The organism is Pseudoalteromonas sp. BSi20480, from assembly GCF_000241365.1.
Classification (GTDB): domain Bacteria; phylum Pseudomonadota; class Gammaproteobacteria; order Enterobacterales; family Alteromonadaceae; genus Pseudoalteromonas; species Pseudoalteromonas marina.
On record NZ_BADX01000156.1, the window covers coordinates 15,347 to 31,358 of the forward strand.

A 16,012-nucleotide genomic window follows, 5' to 3' on the forward strand; every position below is an offset into this window, starting at 1 on the left:
AACTAATCAAATATAAACACTAAAAGGGTAGTAAACCTGCTTTTATTAATGCTTGCAAACAAATCAATGAAAAAATACCCGCTAACACGTCATCCGCCATAATCCCAAAGCCACCATGTACGCGTTTGTCTAACATACGAATCGGGCCTGGTTTTGCAATATACAAAAAAGCGAAAAAGTAAAAAGCCAACTAATAAAGTTTGCCAATTTAATGCTGCACCTATCATGGTGATGTAGTAACCAGCGACTTCATCCCACACAATAGCAGGATGGTCATGCACACCCAGATCATCAGCTGTTTTACCGCATGCCCAAATACCAAAGACACTGATCACAACTGCAAATACTATTTGTAACCAGATTGGATAATGCATTGTTATAAATATAAATGGCAATGCTGCAAATGTGCCAAATGTACCCGGCGCTTTTGGTGCAAGGCCAGTACCAAACCCTAAACCAAAAAACTAGGTGTGGGCGTTTTAAGTTAAATAATCGGTTTTTATTCAAACCTGCTCCTTTGTAAAATGCTCAAAGCCCTGTTGCTCAAAGTTAAACATTTCACCATTTTGTAAAAGTTCAATCTTACCGTTACCACTTTTTATCTGCCCAATACAGGTAATATCCACACCATATTGGCTTAGCTTTAAATCAAGCATACCTTTATTGTTATCGGGAACAGTAAAAATTAATTCATAGTCATCGCCGTAGCTAAGAATAAACGGTAATTGCTTATTAAAATCTAAGCTTGCTTTCATTGCCTCTGATGTAGGAATACTCTCAACATTAATCTCTGCATTTACTTGGGACATTTCAAGAATATGTGTTAAATCGGCAAGTAATCCATCTGATACGTCAATAGCTGACGTTGCAAGCCCACGGATGACCTGACCCGCAGCAACGCGCGGTGTTGGGTAGTCAAATCGATTGTTTAAGTATTCTAAATGCGTAGGATCTATATTAATACCTTGCTTCCGTGCTTCAATAGCAAGACCCGCGTCCCCTAAAGGACCCGTAACATAAATCCAATCACCTACTTTTGCACCACTTCTACGAAGTGCCTTACCTTCCGGCACGGTACCTTTAGCGCAAATAGTAATGGTAAGTGGCCCTTGAGTGGTATCGCCACCAATAATTTGTACATTGAAGTATTCTGCAATTTCATGCATGCCTTCAGTAAATTCTGCAATCCACTGAGAATCTATTGTCGGTAACGTTAGTGCAACAGATACCCACGTAGGTTCAGCACCCATTGCAGCTAAATCACTTAAATTAACAGCAAGCGCTCTATGCCCCAATGCGCGAGGAGAAATATCTTCAAAAAAGTGCACGCCTTCAACCAAAGTATCGGTTGTGACTGCAAGTTGGCAGTTTTGTGGAACAGTGACAAGCGCGCAATCATCCCCTATACCTAGGTTAACATCACGACGAGAAATACCGCGACCTTTAAAGTAGCGGTTAATTAATTCAAATTCCTTCATACACAAAAAAGCCGACCTATGCCGGCTCTCCTTTTAACGGTTATATAAAGTAAATCTCTGAAAGCAAAGTCAGAGAAAAATACTATTACTTGCGTAAATGCTTTACAGCTTTATCAAGTACACCGTTTACAAATTTATGACTGTCTTCTGCGCCAAATATTTTGGCAAGCTCAATACCTTCGTTGATAGCAACTTTGTAAGGTACATCTTCACGGAACTTAAGTTCGTAGCTGCTTAAACGTAAAATTGCTCGCTCAACCATATCTAAGTCATCAAATGGACGCGTTAAATGAGGTGATACTGATTCATCAAGTAGCTTATAATTTACAGCTACACCTGAGGCTAAATCTTTAAAGTATTCAACATCAATTTTAGTAACGTCGTTTTCGATCAACATTTGTTGCTCGATGTCGGCAATTGCATTACCGCTTAATTGCCAAGAATAAACGGCTTGAAGTGCTAAGATACGTGCTTTACGTCTTGCTGCTGGTTTCACAAAAATTCCTTAAACTTAAATTTTATCTAACACATTAACCATTTCAAGCGCACCCAAAGCAGCTTCGCCGCCTTTGTTACCCATTTTGGTACCTGCGCGCTCAATAGCTTGTTCAATGCTTTCAGTGGTTAATACGCCAAATGCAACCGGTATATCATACTCAAGTGATACTTGCGCAAGACCTTTGTTTGACTCGCCAGCAACTAGGTCAAAGTGTGGTGTTCCACCTCTTATCACTACGCCTAAAGCGATGATTGCATCATACTCTTTTTTTGCTGCAACGCGTTTTGCCGCTAAAGGTAATTCAACTGCACCCGGTACATAAATCACAGTAATGTCGTCATCAGATACACCACCGGTACGTTTTAGCTCATCAACAGCACCTTCAAGTAGGCTGCTACCAATAAAGTCATTAAAACGAGAAATGACAATGGCAAATTTTTTGCCCGGTGCGTACTTATTACCTTCAATAATTTTCATTTGATAACCCTAAAAATAAGTTCAAGCGGTTGCGATTGCGCAAAAATTGCTGCGCATCATACCATAATAATAATAAAATAGCCTAGTTTAAGCGTTTGCCTATTGTGGCTCAATGTAATCAATAACTTCTAAATGAAAGCCCGAAAGTGCATGGTATTTTTTAGGGCGACTCATTAATCGCATTTGCTCAATTCCTAAATCTGCAAGAATTTGTGAGCCTACACCAACAGTACGAGAAGTACCTTGAAATTTACGCGGTGTAACATTTTCACCAGCGTCTGCAGCAGCAAATGCTTTAACTGTTGCTTCAAGCTCTTCAGTACTTTCTTGTTTACCTAAAATGACTAGCACACCGTCATTTTTAGCTATATATGCCATTGCATCTGATAAGCCCCAGCTTCTGTCTGCGCTTCTATCCGAAAGTAAAATATCGTTAAACGTACTTTGTAAATGCACACGCACCAAGGTTGGTTCTTGCGCTTTAATTTCACCCTTGAGTAGTACGTAGTGTAACTGACCGTCAATCGTGTCTTTGTAAGTGACTAAGTCAAATTCACCATGCTCTGTTGGCAGTTTACACTTAGCCACTTTTTCGATTGTGGTTTCGTTTAAATTGCGGTATTCAATTAAATCAGCAATTGTGCCAATTTTAATGTCGTGCTCTTTAGCAAAAACTTCTAAATCAGGGCGGCGTGCCATGGTGCCATCAGCATTTAAAATTTCAACAATAACAGAAGACGCTTCAAGCCCTGCTAAGCGAGCTAAATCACAACCGGCTTCTGTATGCCCTGCACGTGTTAATACACCACCTGGCTGTGCCATAATCGGAAAAATATGACCCGGCTGTACAATATCGCTAGGAACAGCACCTTTAGCGATAGCTGCTTGTACCGTGCGTGCTCTATCTGCTGCTGATATACCTGTGGTTACGCCTTTTGATGCTTCTATCGACATAGTAAAGTTAGTTGAAAACGCAGCGCCATTATTTTTAACCATTAAAGGCAAGTCTAGTTGCTCACAACGCTCTTGTGTCATCGTTAAACAAATTAAACCACGGCCATGAGTAGCCATAAAGTTAATTGCTTCTGCGCTAATATGCTCCGCAGCAATAATTAGATCACCTTCATTTTCTCTGTCTTCATCGTCCATTAAAATAACCATTTTACCGGCTTTAATGTCATCTATAATTTCTTGTGCGCTGTGTAAATTCATAAATTCGCTCGTGTAAGTTGTCAGTTTCGTTATTTAATAAAGCCCGCTTTTGCGAGTAAGCTCATTGATATATCTGCGCCGGTTGGCTGCTCTGCGCCTTTGATAAGACGCTCTAAATAACGTGCAATTTGATCGACTTCTAAATTAACTTGAGTGCCTACTTTAAAGTCGGCAATTGTTGTTTGACCGCTGGTGTGCGGCACAATAGTTAATTTAAATTTATTACCTTCAACAGCGTTAACTGTCAGGCTTATACCATCAATACATACCGACCCTTTGTACGGTATGTATTTCATTAAACTTTCATCGGTTGTCAGCCAATATTCAGTAGCTCTTGCATTAGCTGTAATCGCCGTTATTGTTGCAATACCATCAACATGGCCAGACACTAAATGCCCACCTAAACGCGAAACCGGTTGCATCGCTTTTTCAAGGTTAACTGTTTGCCCTATTGAATAATGTGCAAAACCAGTTAAATGAATTGTTTCGTTAGATAAATCAGCGCTAAAACCATCAACATGTTTATCAACTACCGTTAAACACACGCCATTTGTTGCAATACTGTCACCCAGCTTTACGTCACTCATATCAAGGTCGGCGCTTTGAATACGAATGGCTAAATCGCCTTGTTTTTTTTGTAATAAAGCAATTTTGCCTGTGGCTTCTATTATCCCAGTAAACATAGCGCTACTCTTCTTTGTTAAATGATTTTAATGCGTACGTTTTTAACGCGTTGATACGTAAATCGTCACCAATGCGAACACACTCATTAAAAGATAAATCGATAGTATCTTGCATACTCGTCAATTCAGGTAAGTTTACTAAACTTTTAGCATCATAACCCATCAGTTTTGGTGCGATATAAAAAACATACTCGTCAATTAAATCAAGCTCGGTCATTTTCCCCGCAAGGGTTGCCCCAGCTTCCAGCCATATATTATTAAACTGATGCTTTGCTAGTGTTTGTAATACATCGGTTAAATCAACCTTACCCTGTTGCTCGCGCACCGCTATGTGCTTAACAAAATGCGGCCACTGCATTGAATTATCAACCTTGGTAGTAAATATAATTACCGGGTGCGCTATTTTAAATAGCGCAAGGTCAGGTGTTAATCTGTTTTGCGAGTCTATTATAACACGCACCGGCTGACGTAGCGGTAAGTTGGTTGGTAATGAATACGGTAACTCACTTGCTCGAACATTAAGTTTTGCATTATCAACAAGAACCGTATCGGCCCCCGTCAAAATGGCACAGCTTTGAGCGCGGTATAGCTGCACATCTTTTCGTGCAGCAGGGCCTGTGATCCACTTACTTTTTCCGTTTTTTAGCGCTGTTTTACCGTCTATACTGGCTGCTAATTTACAAGTTACGTAAGGAAGCCCTTGCTCCATACGCTTAAAAAAACCAAAGTTTAATGCGCGAGCCTCTTGTTCAAGCAACCCATGAGCAACTTCTATTCCGGCGTCACTCAGTATTTTAAGGCCTTTACCTGCCACTTGCGGGTTGGTATCAACCATGGCTGCAATCACCTTTTTAATACCAGCAGCCTTGAGTCCTTCAGCACAGGGGGGCGTGCGCCCGTAATGGCTACAAGGTTCAAGTGTTACATAGGCAGTTGCACCTTTTGCTTTTTCGCCGGCTACAGCAAGTGCATTTACCTCTGCATGTCCTTGCCCTGCTAACTGATGAAACCCTTCACCAATTATTTGATTATCTTTTACAAGTACACAGCCAACATTAGGATTAGGCGTTGTGGTAAATCGACCTTTTTTAGCAAGCTCAATAGCACGCGCCATATATAGTTTATCGTGCTCGGTAAATGCTGATTGGCTGCTCATGCTTATTCCCCTAAACGGGCAATTTCTTCGCCAAACTCTCGTATATCCTCAAACGAGCGATATACTGACGCAAACCTTACATAAGCGACTTTATCTAACTTTTTAAGCGCTTCCATAATGCATTCACCCACCAAATGGCTTGAAATTTCTCGCTCACCCGTTGCACGTAATTGCGACTTTATTATATTGACTACTTCATCAACTTGTTCTGTACTGACGGGACGCTTCTCAAGTGCACGATTTAAACCATTTAGTAACTTATCTTCGTTAAATGGTTCGCGACTGCCGTCTTGTTTTACAACACGCGGCATAACCAGCTCTGCCCCTTCAAACGTGGTGAAACGTTCATGGCAATCGTTACATTCACGACGGCGGCGAACTTGATGGCCACCGCCAACAAGGCGGGAATCTATAACTTTGGTGTCTTTTGCTGTACAAAATGGGCAATGCATAACTAAAGGTATCCGTTTTAAAAACAAAAAAGCCGCTAAAAAGCGGCTTTTATAATAGCATGATTGCTTATGTGATCTAAATTACCGTTTTACTTTATTAAGCGTAAACAGGTAGTTTTGCACAAATTGCTTTCACTTTTTCTTTTACTTGCGCTTGAACAGACTCATCAGCAATGTTGTCTAGTACATCACAAATCCAGCCAGCAAGCTCTTTAGATTCAGCCTCTTTGAAACCACGGCGCGTGATTGCAGGAGAACCAATGCGTAAGCCAGACGTTACAAACGGAGAACGCGGATCATTTGGAACTGAGTTTTTGTTAACCGTAATGTTCGCATTACCTAATGCTGCATCAGCATCTTTACCCGTAATATCTTTATCGATTAAATCAAGTAAGAACAAGTGATTGTCTGTTTTACCAGAAACAACTTTGTAGCCACGCTCTTGTAATACGCTAACCATTGCTTGCGCATTTTTAACAACTTGTGTTTGGTATTCTTTAAATTCTGGTTGTAAAGCTTCTTTGAATGCCACTGCTTTTGCAGCAATAACGTGGCATAAAGGACCACCTTGGCCACCAGGGAATACAGCACTGTTAAGCTTTTTGTAAATTGCTTCGTCGCCACATGCAGAAATAATTAAACCGCCACGAGGGCCCGCTAATGTTTTATGCGTTGTTGTAGTAACAACATGTGCAAATGGTACTGGGCTTGGGTAAACACCCGCAGCAATTAAACCTGCAACATGCGCCATATCAACAAACAAGTAAGCATCTACTTTGTCTGCAATTTCGCGAAACTTAGCCCAATCAACAATACCTGAATAAGCAGAAAAACCCGCGATAATCATTTTTGGCTTGTGCTCTAGTGCTAACGCTTCAACTTGTGCGTAATCAATTTCGCCAGTCTCTTCGTTTAGGCCATACTGAATTGCGTTATATGTTTTACCTGAAAAGTTTACGTGTGAACCATGAGTTAAATGGCCACCGTGTGCTAGGCTCATGCCAAGTACTGTATCAAGCGGGCTTAATAAGGCTTGGAAAACAGCGGCATTGGCTTGCGAACCTGCATGCGGCTGAACGTTTGCGTAGTCAGTACCAAACAATTCGTTTGCACGGTCAATAGCTAATTGCTCAACCACGTCTACGTGCTCACAGCCACCGTAGTAACGCTTGCCAGGATAACCTTCCGCATATTTGTTAGTAAGTTGAGAACCCTGTGCTTCAAGTACGCGTGGGCTACAGTAGTTTTCAGATGCAATTAACTCAATGTGCTCTTCTTGACGTGATGTTTCTTTACTCATCGCGTCAAATAACTCTGGATCAAAGTCCGAAATATTCATGCTACGTTCTAACATTGGGGGCTCCTGGGCAACGTGTATGGTATTTTTTAGAGGCTATATTATACGCTTAAAACCGCACTTTGCCTACGTTCTTAAGTTGAGGATATTTAATCAGGGATTGAAACTATTTCACACCCTTTTTAAGATGATATTTTTAAATAACTTACATAATTATTTTAAATGTTTTTTATTTATTACATTTAATTAGTTAATTAAAAAAGCTATTTCACGGTTTAAAATAGTGCAAAAAAGCGGCTATAGCCGCTTTCGTGTTTACTTAATATTTAAGCTAACTTAGCCAGTATTTCTGTACGCAAAGCGTCGTAATCGGCGTTTATGTCGCTTGCAAGACATGGTTTAGCCAATGCGTCGCTCAATGGCTTTGGCATATCTAGTTCAATATTTAGTATGCCTTCTACACTTTCTTTAAACTTAGCTGGATGTGCAGTTGCTAAAAAGATTCCCGCAGCACCCGGTGCTCGGTTATTAACTAAACCTTGGTAGGCAATTGCTGTATGTGGCTCTGCAACATACCCTGTTTGATGAATATTTTTCATCACCGTTTGAGTGTTTTCTTCGTCAACACTAATTGAGTAAAAGTTGTCGTAACTAAACCAGTTGTTGTCCAACATAGTTTGCACACGTGGCCAGTTATTTGGCTTACTCACGTCCATCGCATTTGAAAGCGATTCAAGCGTTGCATTAGGCAACCAATTTTTATCAAGTATAAAACGAGGAACGGTGTCGTTTTGGTTTGTTGTTGCACTTAACTTTCCAACTGGCAACCCTATTACAGCGCCAATCATTGCAGCGCATACATTACCAAAGTTACCACTTGGTACAGAAATATGCGCTGTTGCACGCTTTTCTATTGGCAGTTGTGCAATCGCTTCAAAGTAATAACACACCTGAGCGACTAAGCGGCTTATGTTTATTGAATTTGCTGAATTTAAACCAAGTGTAGATTTAACTTCTTCATCTAAAAACGACTTCTTAACAAGTTCTTGGCAATCGTCAAAACTGCCATCAACCGCGTAGCAGTGAATATTGCCACCTAATGTAGTAAATAGCTTTTGCTGAGCAAGTGAAATTTTTCCTTTGGGATAAAGAATAACCACATCAATGTTTGGTTTATTGTAAAATGCATGTGCAACCGCTGCACCAGTATCACCTGATGTTGCTGTTAAAATAGTCACCTTTTCACCTTGGTTAAACTGCGCTAAGCATTCAGCCATAAAGCGCCCACCAAAATCTTTAAAGGCAAGCGTAGGACCATGAAATAGCTCCAAACAATAGGTGTTTTCTTCTACCTCGACTAACTTAACAGGAAAATTAAACGCATTTTTAACCATGTCGGCAACAGTGCTACTTGGCAACTCATCACCAATTAAATGTGATAAAATTTTGCTACTGCGCGTAACAAAATCCATATCAAGTAATGCGTCAACATCAGTCATAGGCGCTAACGATTCAGGAAAAAACACACCTTGGTTACGTCCAAGTCCTGTTTTTACTGCTTCAACAAACGACACTTTTTGTGAGTTATCTTTTAAATTATGTAATTGCATGACTTCTAATCCTATAAAACATTTAATTGACGCGTGCCGTCGTTATCTAACTTACAAATATGGCAAAAACCTTGCTCATTTATATAATTATCTTTTAACCATTTAGCGCATTGCTCGGCCGCTTCAAGTGTTTTACATACAGTAAATAAGGTAGGCCCTGCGCCTGAAATACTAACTACCTCAGCTCCAAGTGCGGGTAAACTTGCTTTCGCCTCGCTAAAACCAGTAATAAGCGGTGCACGGTAAGGTTCTGCTATTTCGTCTTTCATTATGCTTAATGCATCGTCAAAACGTGCTGTTAATAACAAGCTACTAAAAGAGGATAAACGCTGCGCAAACTCAACGCTTGCATGCATGCTAAGATCTTTTGGCAAAACAGAACGTGCTTTTGCTGTATTAAGCGAAAAGCCTGGAAACGCCGCAACGTAATACCAGTTTTCATCAACCGGTAGTTCTATAGATTTATTAGGAATTAAATCGCCAGTTAGCTGCAAACCGCCCAAATAACAGGGCGTAATGTTATCGTAATGGCGTCCGCCACTTACAACTGCTTCAAAATCTGCCATCAACTCAATTAGCTGTACTTGACTTAACTGTGTTTTTGCAAATTTATCAAGCGCTGCAAATGTAGCAACCACCGAACAAGCGCTCGATCCTAAGCCAGAACCAATTGGCAGGTTTTTTTTAAGCTCTAGTTTTACCGTTGGCATATCTGGTGCGACATGAGCTCTAAAGTGCACTAGACACTGATAAGCTAAGTTCTCTTTCGCATCGCTTGGTAATTTATGAGCATATTCGCCTGAACAAACAAACTCATCACAAGGGGCTGCGCTAACAAGTGCTACATCCCCCAATAAACTACCATCAATTGGCGCAAGAGCAGCACCTAGCGCATCAAATCCAACTGCAAAATTACCAATAGATGCAGGCGCATATACTTCAATCATTTTCGACTCCTAGCGCGATAATGTTTTTAAAACGTCTGCAAATACACCTGCAGCAGTTACTTCAGAGCCAGCGCCGTAACCACGAATTACAAAAGGACGTGGTTGGTAGTATTGACTTAAAATTGCAAGCGCATTTTCACCATCGCGAATAACATTAAGCGCATGTGATGAATCAACCGCCTCAATACCTACTTTACAGTGGCCTTCTTTAATTGTCCCCACGTAACGAAGAACTTTTCCTTCACTTGCCGCTTGCTCAATACGTGCGTTAAAGTCAGCGTCTAAGCTAGGTAGTTTTGCCATAAACTCATCAATACTATCTCCTTCGGCAAACCCTTGTGGTAATACCGACTCTACTTCGATGTCGGATAGCTCTAATTTCATACCTGCTTCACGCGCAATAATTAACAACTTACGCGCAACATCAGTTCCCGATAAATCATCACGAGGATCTGGCTCTGTAAAACCACTTTCTTTTGCTTTAATGGTTGCCTCTGACAGTGATAAACCATCTTGCAAAGCGCCAAACATGTATGACAATGAGCCCGATAAAATACCGCTAAATTCAAGTAATTCATCTCCTGCACCAAATAAAGACTGCAAATTATCGATAACAGGAAGGCCTGCACCTACGTTTGTTTCGTATAAAAACTTGCGGTTATTTTTTTGTGTAGCAGCAATCAAATCTTGGTAATACGTATATGAGCTGGTTGTTGCCTTTTTATTGGCTGCAACAACATGAAAACCCGCATTTAAAAAGTCAACATATTGCGCTGCAAGTGCATCAGACGATGTACAATCCACCAGCACAGGATTAACTAAGTGATTTTGTTTAACAAATTGCTCAACGAGTTTTAGGTCAAATGACTGCTCTGATACTGCTAATTTTTGCTGCCAATCACTAAAGGCAATACCCTCGCTATCAAGATGTAACTGACGAGAGTTAGCAACGCCGTACAAATTAAGTTTAATGTTACGCTTTTCAAGCCATGCTTGTTGGCGCTCTAATTGAGATATCAGTTCTTGCCCTACTAAGCCACACCCTAGTAAAAACACATCAATTGAAGGCACATGCGTGAAAAAGTTTTCATGGCATATTTTCACTGCGTCGTTGCATAACTCACCGTCAATTACAGCTGAAATAGCACTTTCAGTAGAATCTTGTGCAATTGCCACAATGTTTACTTGTGCTTGAGAAAGGGATGCAAAAAACTTAGCGGCTAAACCACGGTGTGCGCGCATGTTATCACCCACAAGCGTTACTATGGCTAAATTACGCTGTACTTGAACAGGCTCAATTAAACCTGCTTGAGATTCAAGCTCAAACGCTGTTTGTAAAGCAGTTAAAGCAAGGGCTAAGTCGCTCTCATGTACACAAAAGCTAATGCTAAATTCACACGACGATTGAGTGATCAACACTATAGATACGTTATCGTGGGCAAGCGCATTAAAAACTTTAGAGGCCATGCCTACTTTGCCTTTCATTCCTGGACCCGAGACAGTCAGCATAGCTAAATCTTGCAGGCTTGAAATTGCTTTTACAGGCTCGTCTGATGAAAAGTCATTTCCGATTAGCGACCCTTGGGCATCAGGGTTATGCGTATTTTTTATTTCACACGGCACGCCCGCTTTGGCACAAGGCAAAATAGTTTTTGGGTGAAGTACTTTAGCGCCAAAGTAAGAAAGCTCCATTGCCTCTTTGTATGACAAAAAGTCAACTTTAGTGGCTTTTTTGATATAACGAGGATCTGCGCTGTAAACACCATCAACATCAGTCCAAATTTGGCAAACATCTGCCTCTAAACACGCCGCTGCAATAGCCGCTGAGTAATCAGATCCATTGCGCCCCAGTGTTGTAAGCTCGCCTTTATCATTGCTTGCTGTAAAACCGGGCATAATATAAATCGTGGCTGGCTTTTCTTTTAATGCCGCTTGAAAATGCGCTTTACTTGCAACTAAATCAACTTCAGCATCAATAAAACCACCTGTTGATGCAACGCAACTTGTCGCCTCTAAATAAACCGCTTTATGTGAGTTCAATAAGCGCTGCATAAGCGACACACTTACTCGCTCGCCAAAGCTTATAACAAACGCACGCACTTGATCGGGGCAGCACTTAATTAAAGATACACCATCAAGCTTATTTTTTAGTTCTTCAAAATTTGGCCAGTGGTCAATTGGGCCATAGCCTTTTTCCACGGCTGCTTTTAGCTCGTTACAACGACTCGTTAAAGCCTCCCATAAAGAGCTAAAGTCTTGGCCTTGTTCTGCCGAACTCGCTAGAGCAACTAGTGAGTCGGTCATTCCACCGGGCGCCGATAATACCAAAAGCATTTCATCTTTTAATTGTGCTTTAACTAATTGAGCTACCTGCTCAAGGCAGGCAAAGTCGGCAAGTGATGATCCACCAAATTTTAAAACGCGCATTGTTTATGTTCCTCATCCCATAAAACGAAAAAAGGCCTGTGTTCTAAGTGAACACAGGCCTTTAAATTTGTTGCACCGACCTATGCCACTATCCAGAAAGAATGGTGGTTGTAATAATAATGGTCAGTACGCGATTAATTGTTTTCATGGGGTAAGACTGCCTTAACAAAGGCTATGCTGTCAAGTGCAAATTAAAAGATAAAACAGCCTTTTTCGATATAAAAAAACCTAGTGAATGCCAAATTTATGCAAAATATTGTCCATTCTTGTTTTATCTATTGGTTTATTAATAAAATCGATAGCACCTAACTGAGCTACACGTAATTTCATTTTCTCTTGTATATCAGCAGAAATAACAAGTACAAAACACTCAATCTTGTTTATTTTTATGTATTCAAGAACGCCAACGCCGTCAATCTCAGGCATAGTTAAATCCAAACATAACAAATCAAAGCGGTTAGTTTTTAGTAATTCAATAGCTTGTGCGCCATTTGTAGCTTGCTGAATATCTGCATCTATACACTGTTGCAAACATCTGATTACTTGTTTTCGTGCAACTGTTGAGTCATCACACACTAAAATAGAAAAATTCATATTATAAAACTACTAAATAAGCATAATTAATGTCGTTAAGGGCGGCTGTCGTTGGTAAGCTCATACCCCAGTGCAATAGTACCTATATTTACAACATAATACCTGGGCTTTTTGTCCACATTTTGTAACAATCTATTATTGAATAAACTTAACAAGCCAAAAGGGATAGTTTATTATTACTTAAAAGTATAAAAAACAAACAAAAACCAGTTAATCAATAATATACAAACACTCTTAAGCAGTTAGTATGTGGCAAATAAAAGCAAAAATCAGCCCTTATTTATCATAAAATAAATCATTTATTATTTGTTTTTAAGCATTTATTGACTAAATTTTAAATAGTAGTGTAAATACTTAATTATATCTCAAGGAATTGTTGACCTCTCATGCTACAGAAAAGCCTTTCTAAAAGATTACTGACCAGTGTGTTATCGGTCTATTTTTTGCTTACCTTTGTAGTGACATGCGGGCAGGTGCTTGCTGAGTATTTAAACACTAAAGATTACATAAAAGATGAATTAGCAACCTTACAAAAAACCTTCAGCCGTAGCTTAACACGAGCTATTTGGGAGCTTAATACAAAACAAACAATCACCACCGCAGAAGGGCTACTCGCTATCCCCATGATAGAAGGGATCATAGTGCGTGATGACAGTGGTGAAGTTATTTCGCAGCTTGGTCGCTCTTTAGATATTCATAAACTCTATAGCCAGCAACTTGTCCAAGAAGAAGCCATGCTTGAAGACTCTAAATCAGGCTTGTTTGGCTATACATTCCCTCTCATATTCGAATTTTCAGGACGAGCCACACAAGTCGGTGATGTTACGTTATTTTCAAGTCGAGAAGTTGTATTAAGCAGAATAATGGTATCAATCTACTTTTTGATTGGTAATGCCATGATTAAGACTACATTCTTAATTATTTTATTTTTAATGGCCTTTAGAAAGCTACTTACCGACCCGCTTTATCAGCTCACCGAACAAATTGAAAACCTGCAACTCGATGAGCTAGAAGGGCAGCACATCGAAATTGAAACTGAAGAACACAATGAGCTTAAGGTAATGGAACACTCTTTTAATAACTTAATCGATAAGGTGGTTCAGTACAGAAAAGAGCTTGAACGAACTCAAAATAAATTAATTATTAGCAACGAGAAGTTAGACCAACATAACATACAATTAGAACAGGATGTTGCGCGTAAAACGTCTAACTTAAGTCAAGCAATGATGGAATTACAACAGCAAAAATATGAATTAGAAAAACAAAAAATAGTATTAACAGATGAGGTAGACCTTCGCCGCAGTACCGAAAAAGAACTGATCACCAAACAAGCAGAATCTCAACGCTATATTGATGAATTAAAACTGGCTCAAGAGCGACTCGTTGGTACAGAAAAGATGGCGGCATTAGGCGGCCTCGTTGCAGGTATTACACACGACATAAACACGCCTATTGGCATCGGTGTAACTGCAGTATCATTTTTAGAGGAGCGTTTAAATAAGTTAGAAAGTGCCTATGCTGAAAAAACACTTTCGCCCAAGGCGTTGGAAGAGTTTATTAATGAAGCGAAACAAAGCACAAGCTTGCTCACAACAAATTTAGATAGAGCCTCTGACCTTATTGCAAGTTTTAAGCAAATTGCTGTAGACCAAGCCAGTGAAGCTGTGCGTACCATAAACTTTAAAGATTATGTAAATGAAGTAATTCGATCGCTTCACCCTAAATTGAAAAAAACATCGCACACTATTAATCTACAGTGCCCTGATGACCTAGTATTAAATTTGCCAGCCGGCGCCATAAGCCAAATATTTACTAATCTCATTGTTAACTCACTCATTCATGGTTTTGAAGGTAAAGAAAATGGTGTTATGGACATTAACATCACAAGTGACGAAACCAACCTAACCATTAACTACAAAGACAACGGCAACGGAGTCACCGCTGAGCAGCTTGAAAAATTATTCAATCCGTTTTTCACCACCAAGCGAGATGAAGGTGGCAGTGGTTTGGGCACTCACATAATGTTTAATTTAGTTAAACAGACACTAAGCGGCTCAATTGAAGCGACAAGCGAGCCAGGCCAAGGACTGCACTATTTTATACAATTTCCTAAAAATATGGCTAAGCCTCTGTCTATATTCAATCAAAGCTAATTTAAATAGTCGTTAATCAGTCATTTCGAGGAGCGACTTTTATTGTTATGATTGAGCAAATTTTTCAGATGGATTATCTCCCCTATGTGGTTTAGTAACCTTATTTGTTACCGCTTTAAACAAGATGTTTCGTACACACAAGAAGACTTTGATAAAGCATTAGAACAAGATCTATTTCGTCCTTGCACAGGTCAAGAGCTCTCTACGTTTGGCTGGACGAAAGCATTTGGAAAGCATAGCGAAGCACTTTCTCACTTCTCTCAAAAAAGTATTTTAGTGTGCGCTAAACGCGAAGAAAAAGTATTACCCGCATCAGTCATCAACGAATTAGTTGCCGAAAAAGTTGATCAAATTGAAGCTGAAGAAAACCGCCCCGTTAAAAAGAAAGAAAAAGACGAACTTAAAGAAAATATTCTTCACACCCTACTTCCGCAAGCATTTAAAAAGTCGAGCTTACAATTTGCATTTATTGACCAGGAAAACGGTTGGGTTGTGGTTAATAGTGCAAGCTTTAATAAAGCTGAAGAGCTGTTAGCACTGTTACGTAAATCGTTAGGTACGCTTCCAGTTGTGCCTGCATTTGCAAATTATGACCTTGATGTATTTTTAACCGATTGGCTAACTAACTTCAGCACACCTGAAGGCTTTGCAATTGGTTCTGACGCTGAACTTGAAGAAGCTGATGACAGTGGCGCGCAAGTTAAATTAAAAGGCCATGACTTGTCATGTGATGAAGTTAAATCACATCTTGAAAGTGGTAAACGCGTTACTAAGCTTGCACTTGATTGGCAAGAACGTGTTAAATTCATGCTTCAAAATGATGGGTCAATTAAACGTCTAAGTTATTCAGATACACTGAAAGAAGAAAACGCTGACATACCTAAAGAAGATATGGCAGTAAAACTTGATGCTGACTTCATTTTAGCATCAGAAGAAATTAAACAATTGCTAGAAGAGCTAACTCAAGGTCTAGGTGATGCAGATGATTTAGCCAATCCATAACCGAAAGTTTAATAGCAATAAAAAA

Annotated in this window: 14 protein-coding genes and 1 pseudogene; 2 read left to right on the forward strand and 13 right to left on the reverse strand. The window is 39.9% G+C overall.

Annotated elements, in window-relative coordinates:
• Positions 1-19: 19 nt before the first annotated feature.
• The 13 genes and pseudogenes from P20480_RS18695 to P20480_RS03045 form a co-directional block, all read right to left on the reverse strand.
• A pseudogene (locus tag P20480_RS18695) lies at positions 20-507 on the reverse strand (phosphatidylglycerophosphatase A family protein).
• Positions 504-1,478, reverse strand: a complete 975-nt coding sequence (thiL, locus tag P20480_RS03100; RefSeq protein WP_006794266.1) for a thiamine-phosphate kinase — start codon at positions 1,476-1,478, stop codon at positions 504-506. The pseudogene P20480_RS18695 and the gene thiL overlap by 4 nt, the downstream one beginning before the upstream one ends.
• Before the next feature lie 85 nt (positions 1,479-1,563).
• Positions 1,564-1,974, reverse strand: coding sequence for a transcription antitermination factor NusB (nusB, locus tag P20480_RS03095; protein WP_006794267.1), 411 nt, complete (start codon positions 1,972-1,974; stop codon positions 1,564-1,566).
• A gap of 15 nt (positions 1,975-1,989) precedes the next feature.
• Positions 1,990-2,454, reverse strand: coding sequence for a 6,7-dimethyl-8-ribityllumazine synthase (gene ribH / locus P20480_RS03090; protein WP_006794268.1), 465 nt, complete (start codon positions 2,452-2,454; stop codon positions 1,990-1,992).
• A gap of 99 nt (positions 2,455-2,553) precedes the next feature.
• Positions 2,554-3,666 (reverse strand): bifunctional 3,4-dihydroxy-2-butanone-4-phosphate synthase/GTP cyclohydrolase II, encoded by a 1,113-nt coding sequence (gene ribBA, locus P20480_RS03085; protein ID WP_006794269.1) that lies wholly within the window; start codon positions 3,664-3,666, stop codon positions 2,554-2,556.
• Between the two features lie 29 nt (positions 3,667-3,695).
• On the reverse strand, positions 3,696-4,349 hold the full coding sequence (locus P20480_RS03080) for a riboflavin synthase (protein ID WP_006794270.1): 654 nt from the start codon (positions 4,347-4,349) through the stop codon (positions 3,696-3,698).
• A 4-nt stretch (positions 4,350-4,353) separates the two neighbouring features.
• Positions 4,354-5,505, reverse strand: a complete 1,152-nt coding sequence (gene ribD / locus P20480_RS03075) for a bifunctional diaminohydroxyphosphoribosylaminopyrimidine deaminase/5-amino-6-(5-phosphoribosylamino)uracil reductase RibD (protein ID WP_008132160.1) — start codon at positions 5,503-5,505, stop codon at positions 4,354-4,356.
• Between the two features lie 2 nt (positions 5,506-5,507).
• Entirely contained in the window at positions 5,508-5,957 is a 450-nt protein-coding gene (gene nrdR / locus P20480_RS03070; RefSeq protein WP_006794272.1) for a transcriptional regulator NrdR, read from the reverse strand.
• 97 nt (positions 5,958-6,054) lie between these two features.
• The gene (glyA, locus tag P20480_RS03065; protein WP_006794273.1) at positions 6,055-7,311 is read right to left on the reverse strand and encodes a serine hydroxymethyltransferase; all 1,257 of its coding nucleotides are present in this window, start codon (positions 7,309-7,311) and stop codon (positions 6,055-6,057) included.
• Positions 7,312-7,580: 269 nt separating this feature from the next.
• Positions 7,581-8,864: a threonine synthase gene (thrC, locus tag P20480_RS03060; protein ID WP_008132162.1), complete on the reverse strand. Its 1,284-nt coding sequence runs from the start codon at positions 8,862-8,864 to the stop codon at positions 7,581-7,583.
• Between the two features lie 11 nt (positions 8,865-8,875).
• Complete coding sequence (gene thrB / locus P20480_RS03055; RefSeq protein ID WP_008132165.1) at positions 8,876-9,811, reverse strand: homoserine kinase; 936 nt, start codon at positions 9,809-9,811, stop codon at positions 8,876-8,878.
• A 9-nt stretch (positions 9,812-9,820) separates the two neighbouring features.
• Positions 9,821-12,238, reverse strand: a complete 2,418-nt coding sequence (thrA, locus tag P20480_RS03050) for a bifunctional aspartate kinase/homoserine dehydrogenase I (RefSeq protein WP_008132167.1) — start codon at positions 12,236-12,238, stop codon at positions 9,821-9,823.
• Positions 12,239-12,466: 228 nt separating this feature from the next.
• Positions 12,467-12,832, reverse strand: coding sequence for a response regulator (locus P20480_RS03045; protein WP_008132169.1), 366 nt, complete (start codon positions 12,830-12,832; stop codon positions 12,467-12,469).
• Between the two features lie 386 nt (positions 12,833-13,218).
• Here P20480_RS03045 and P20480_RS03040 point away from each other — a divergent pair, with 386 nt between their 5' ends.
• Both P20480_RS03040 and rdgC read left to right on the forward strand, forming a co-directional pair.
• The gene (locus P20480_RS03040) at positions 13,219-14,985 is read left to right on the forward strand and encodes an ATP-binding protein (protein ID WP_008132171.1); all 1,767 of its coding nucleotides are present in this window, start codon (positions 13,219-13,221) and stop codon (positions 14,983-14,985) included.
• Positions 14,986-15,069: 84 nt separating this feature from the next.
• Positions 15,070-15,987: a recombination-associated protein RdgC gene (gene rdgC, locus P20480_RS03035; protein ID WP_006794279.1), complete on the forward strand. Its 918-nt coding sequence runs from the start codon at positions 15,070-15,072 to the stop codon at positions 15,985-15,987.
• Positions 15,988-16,012 lie beyond the last annotated feature (25 nt).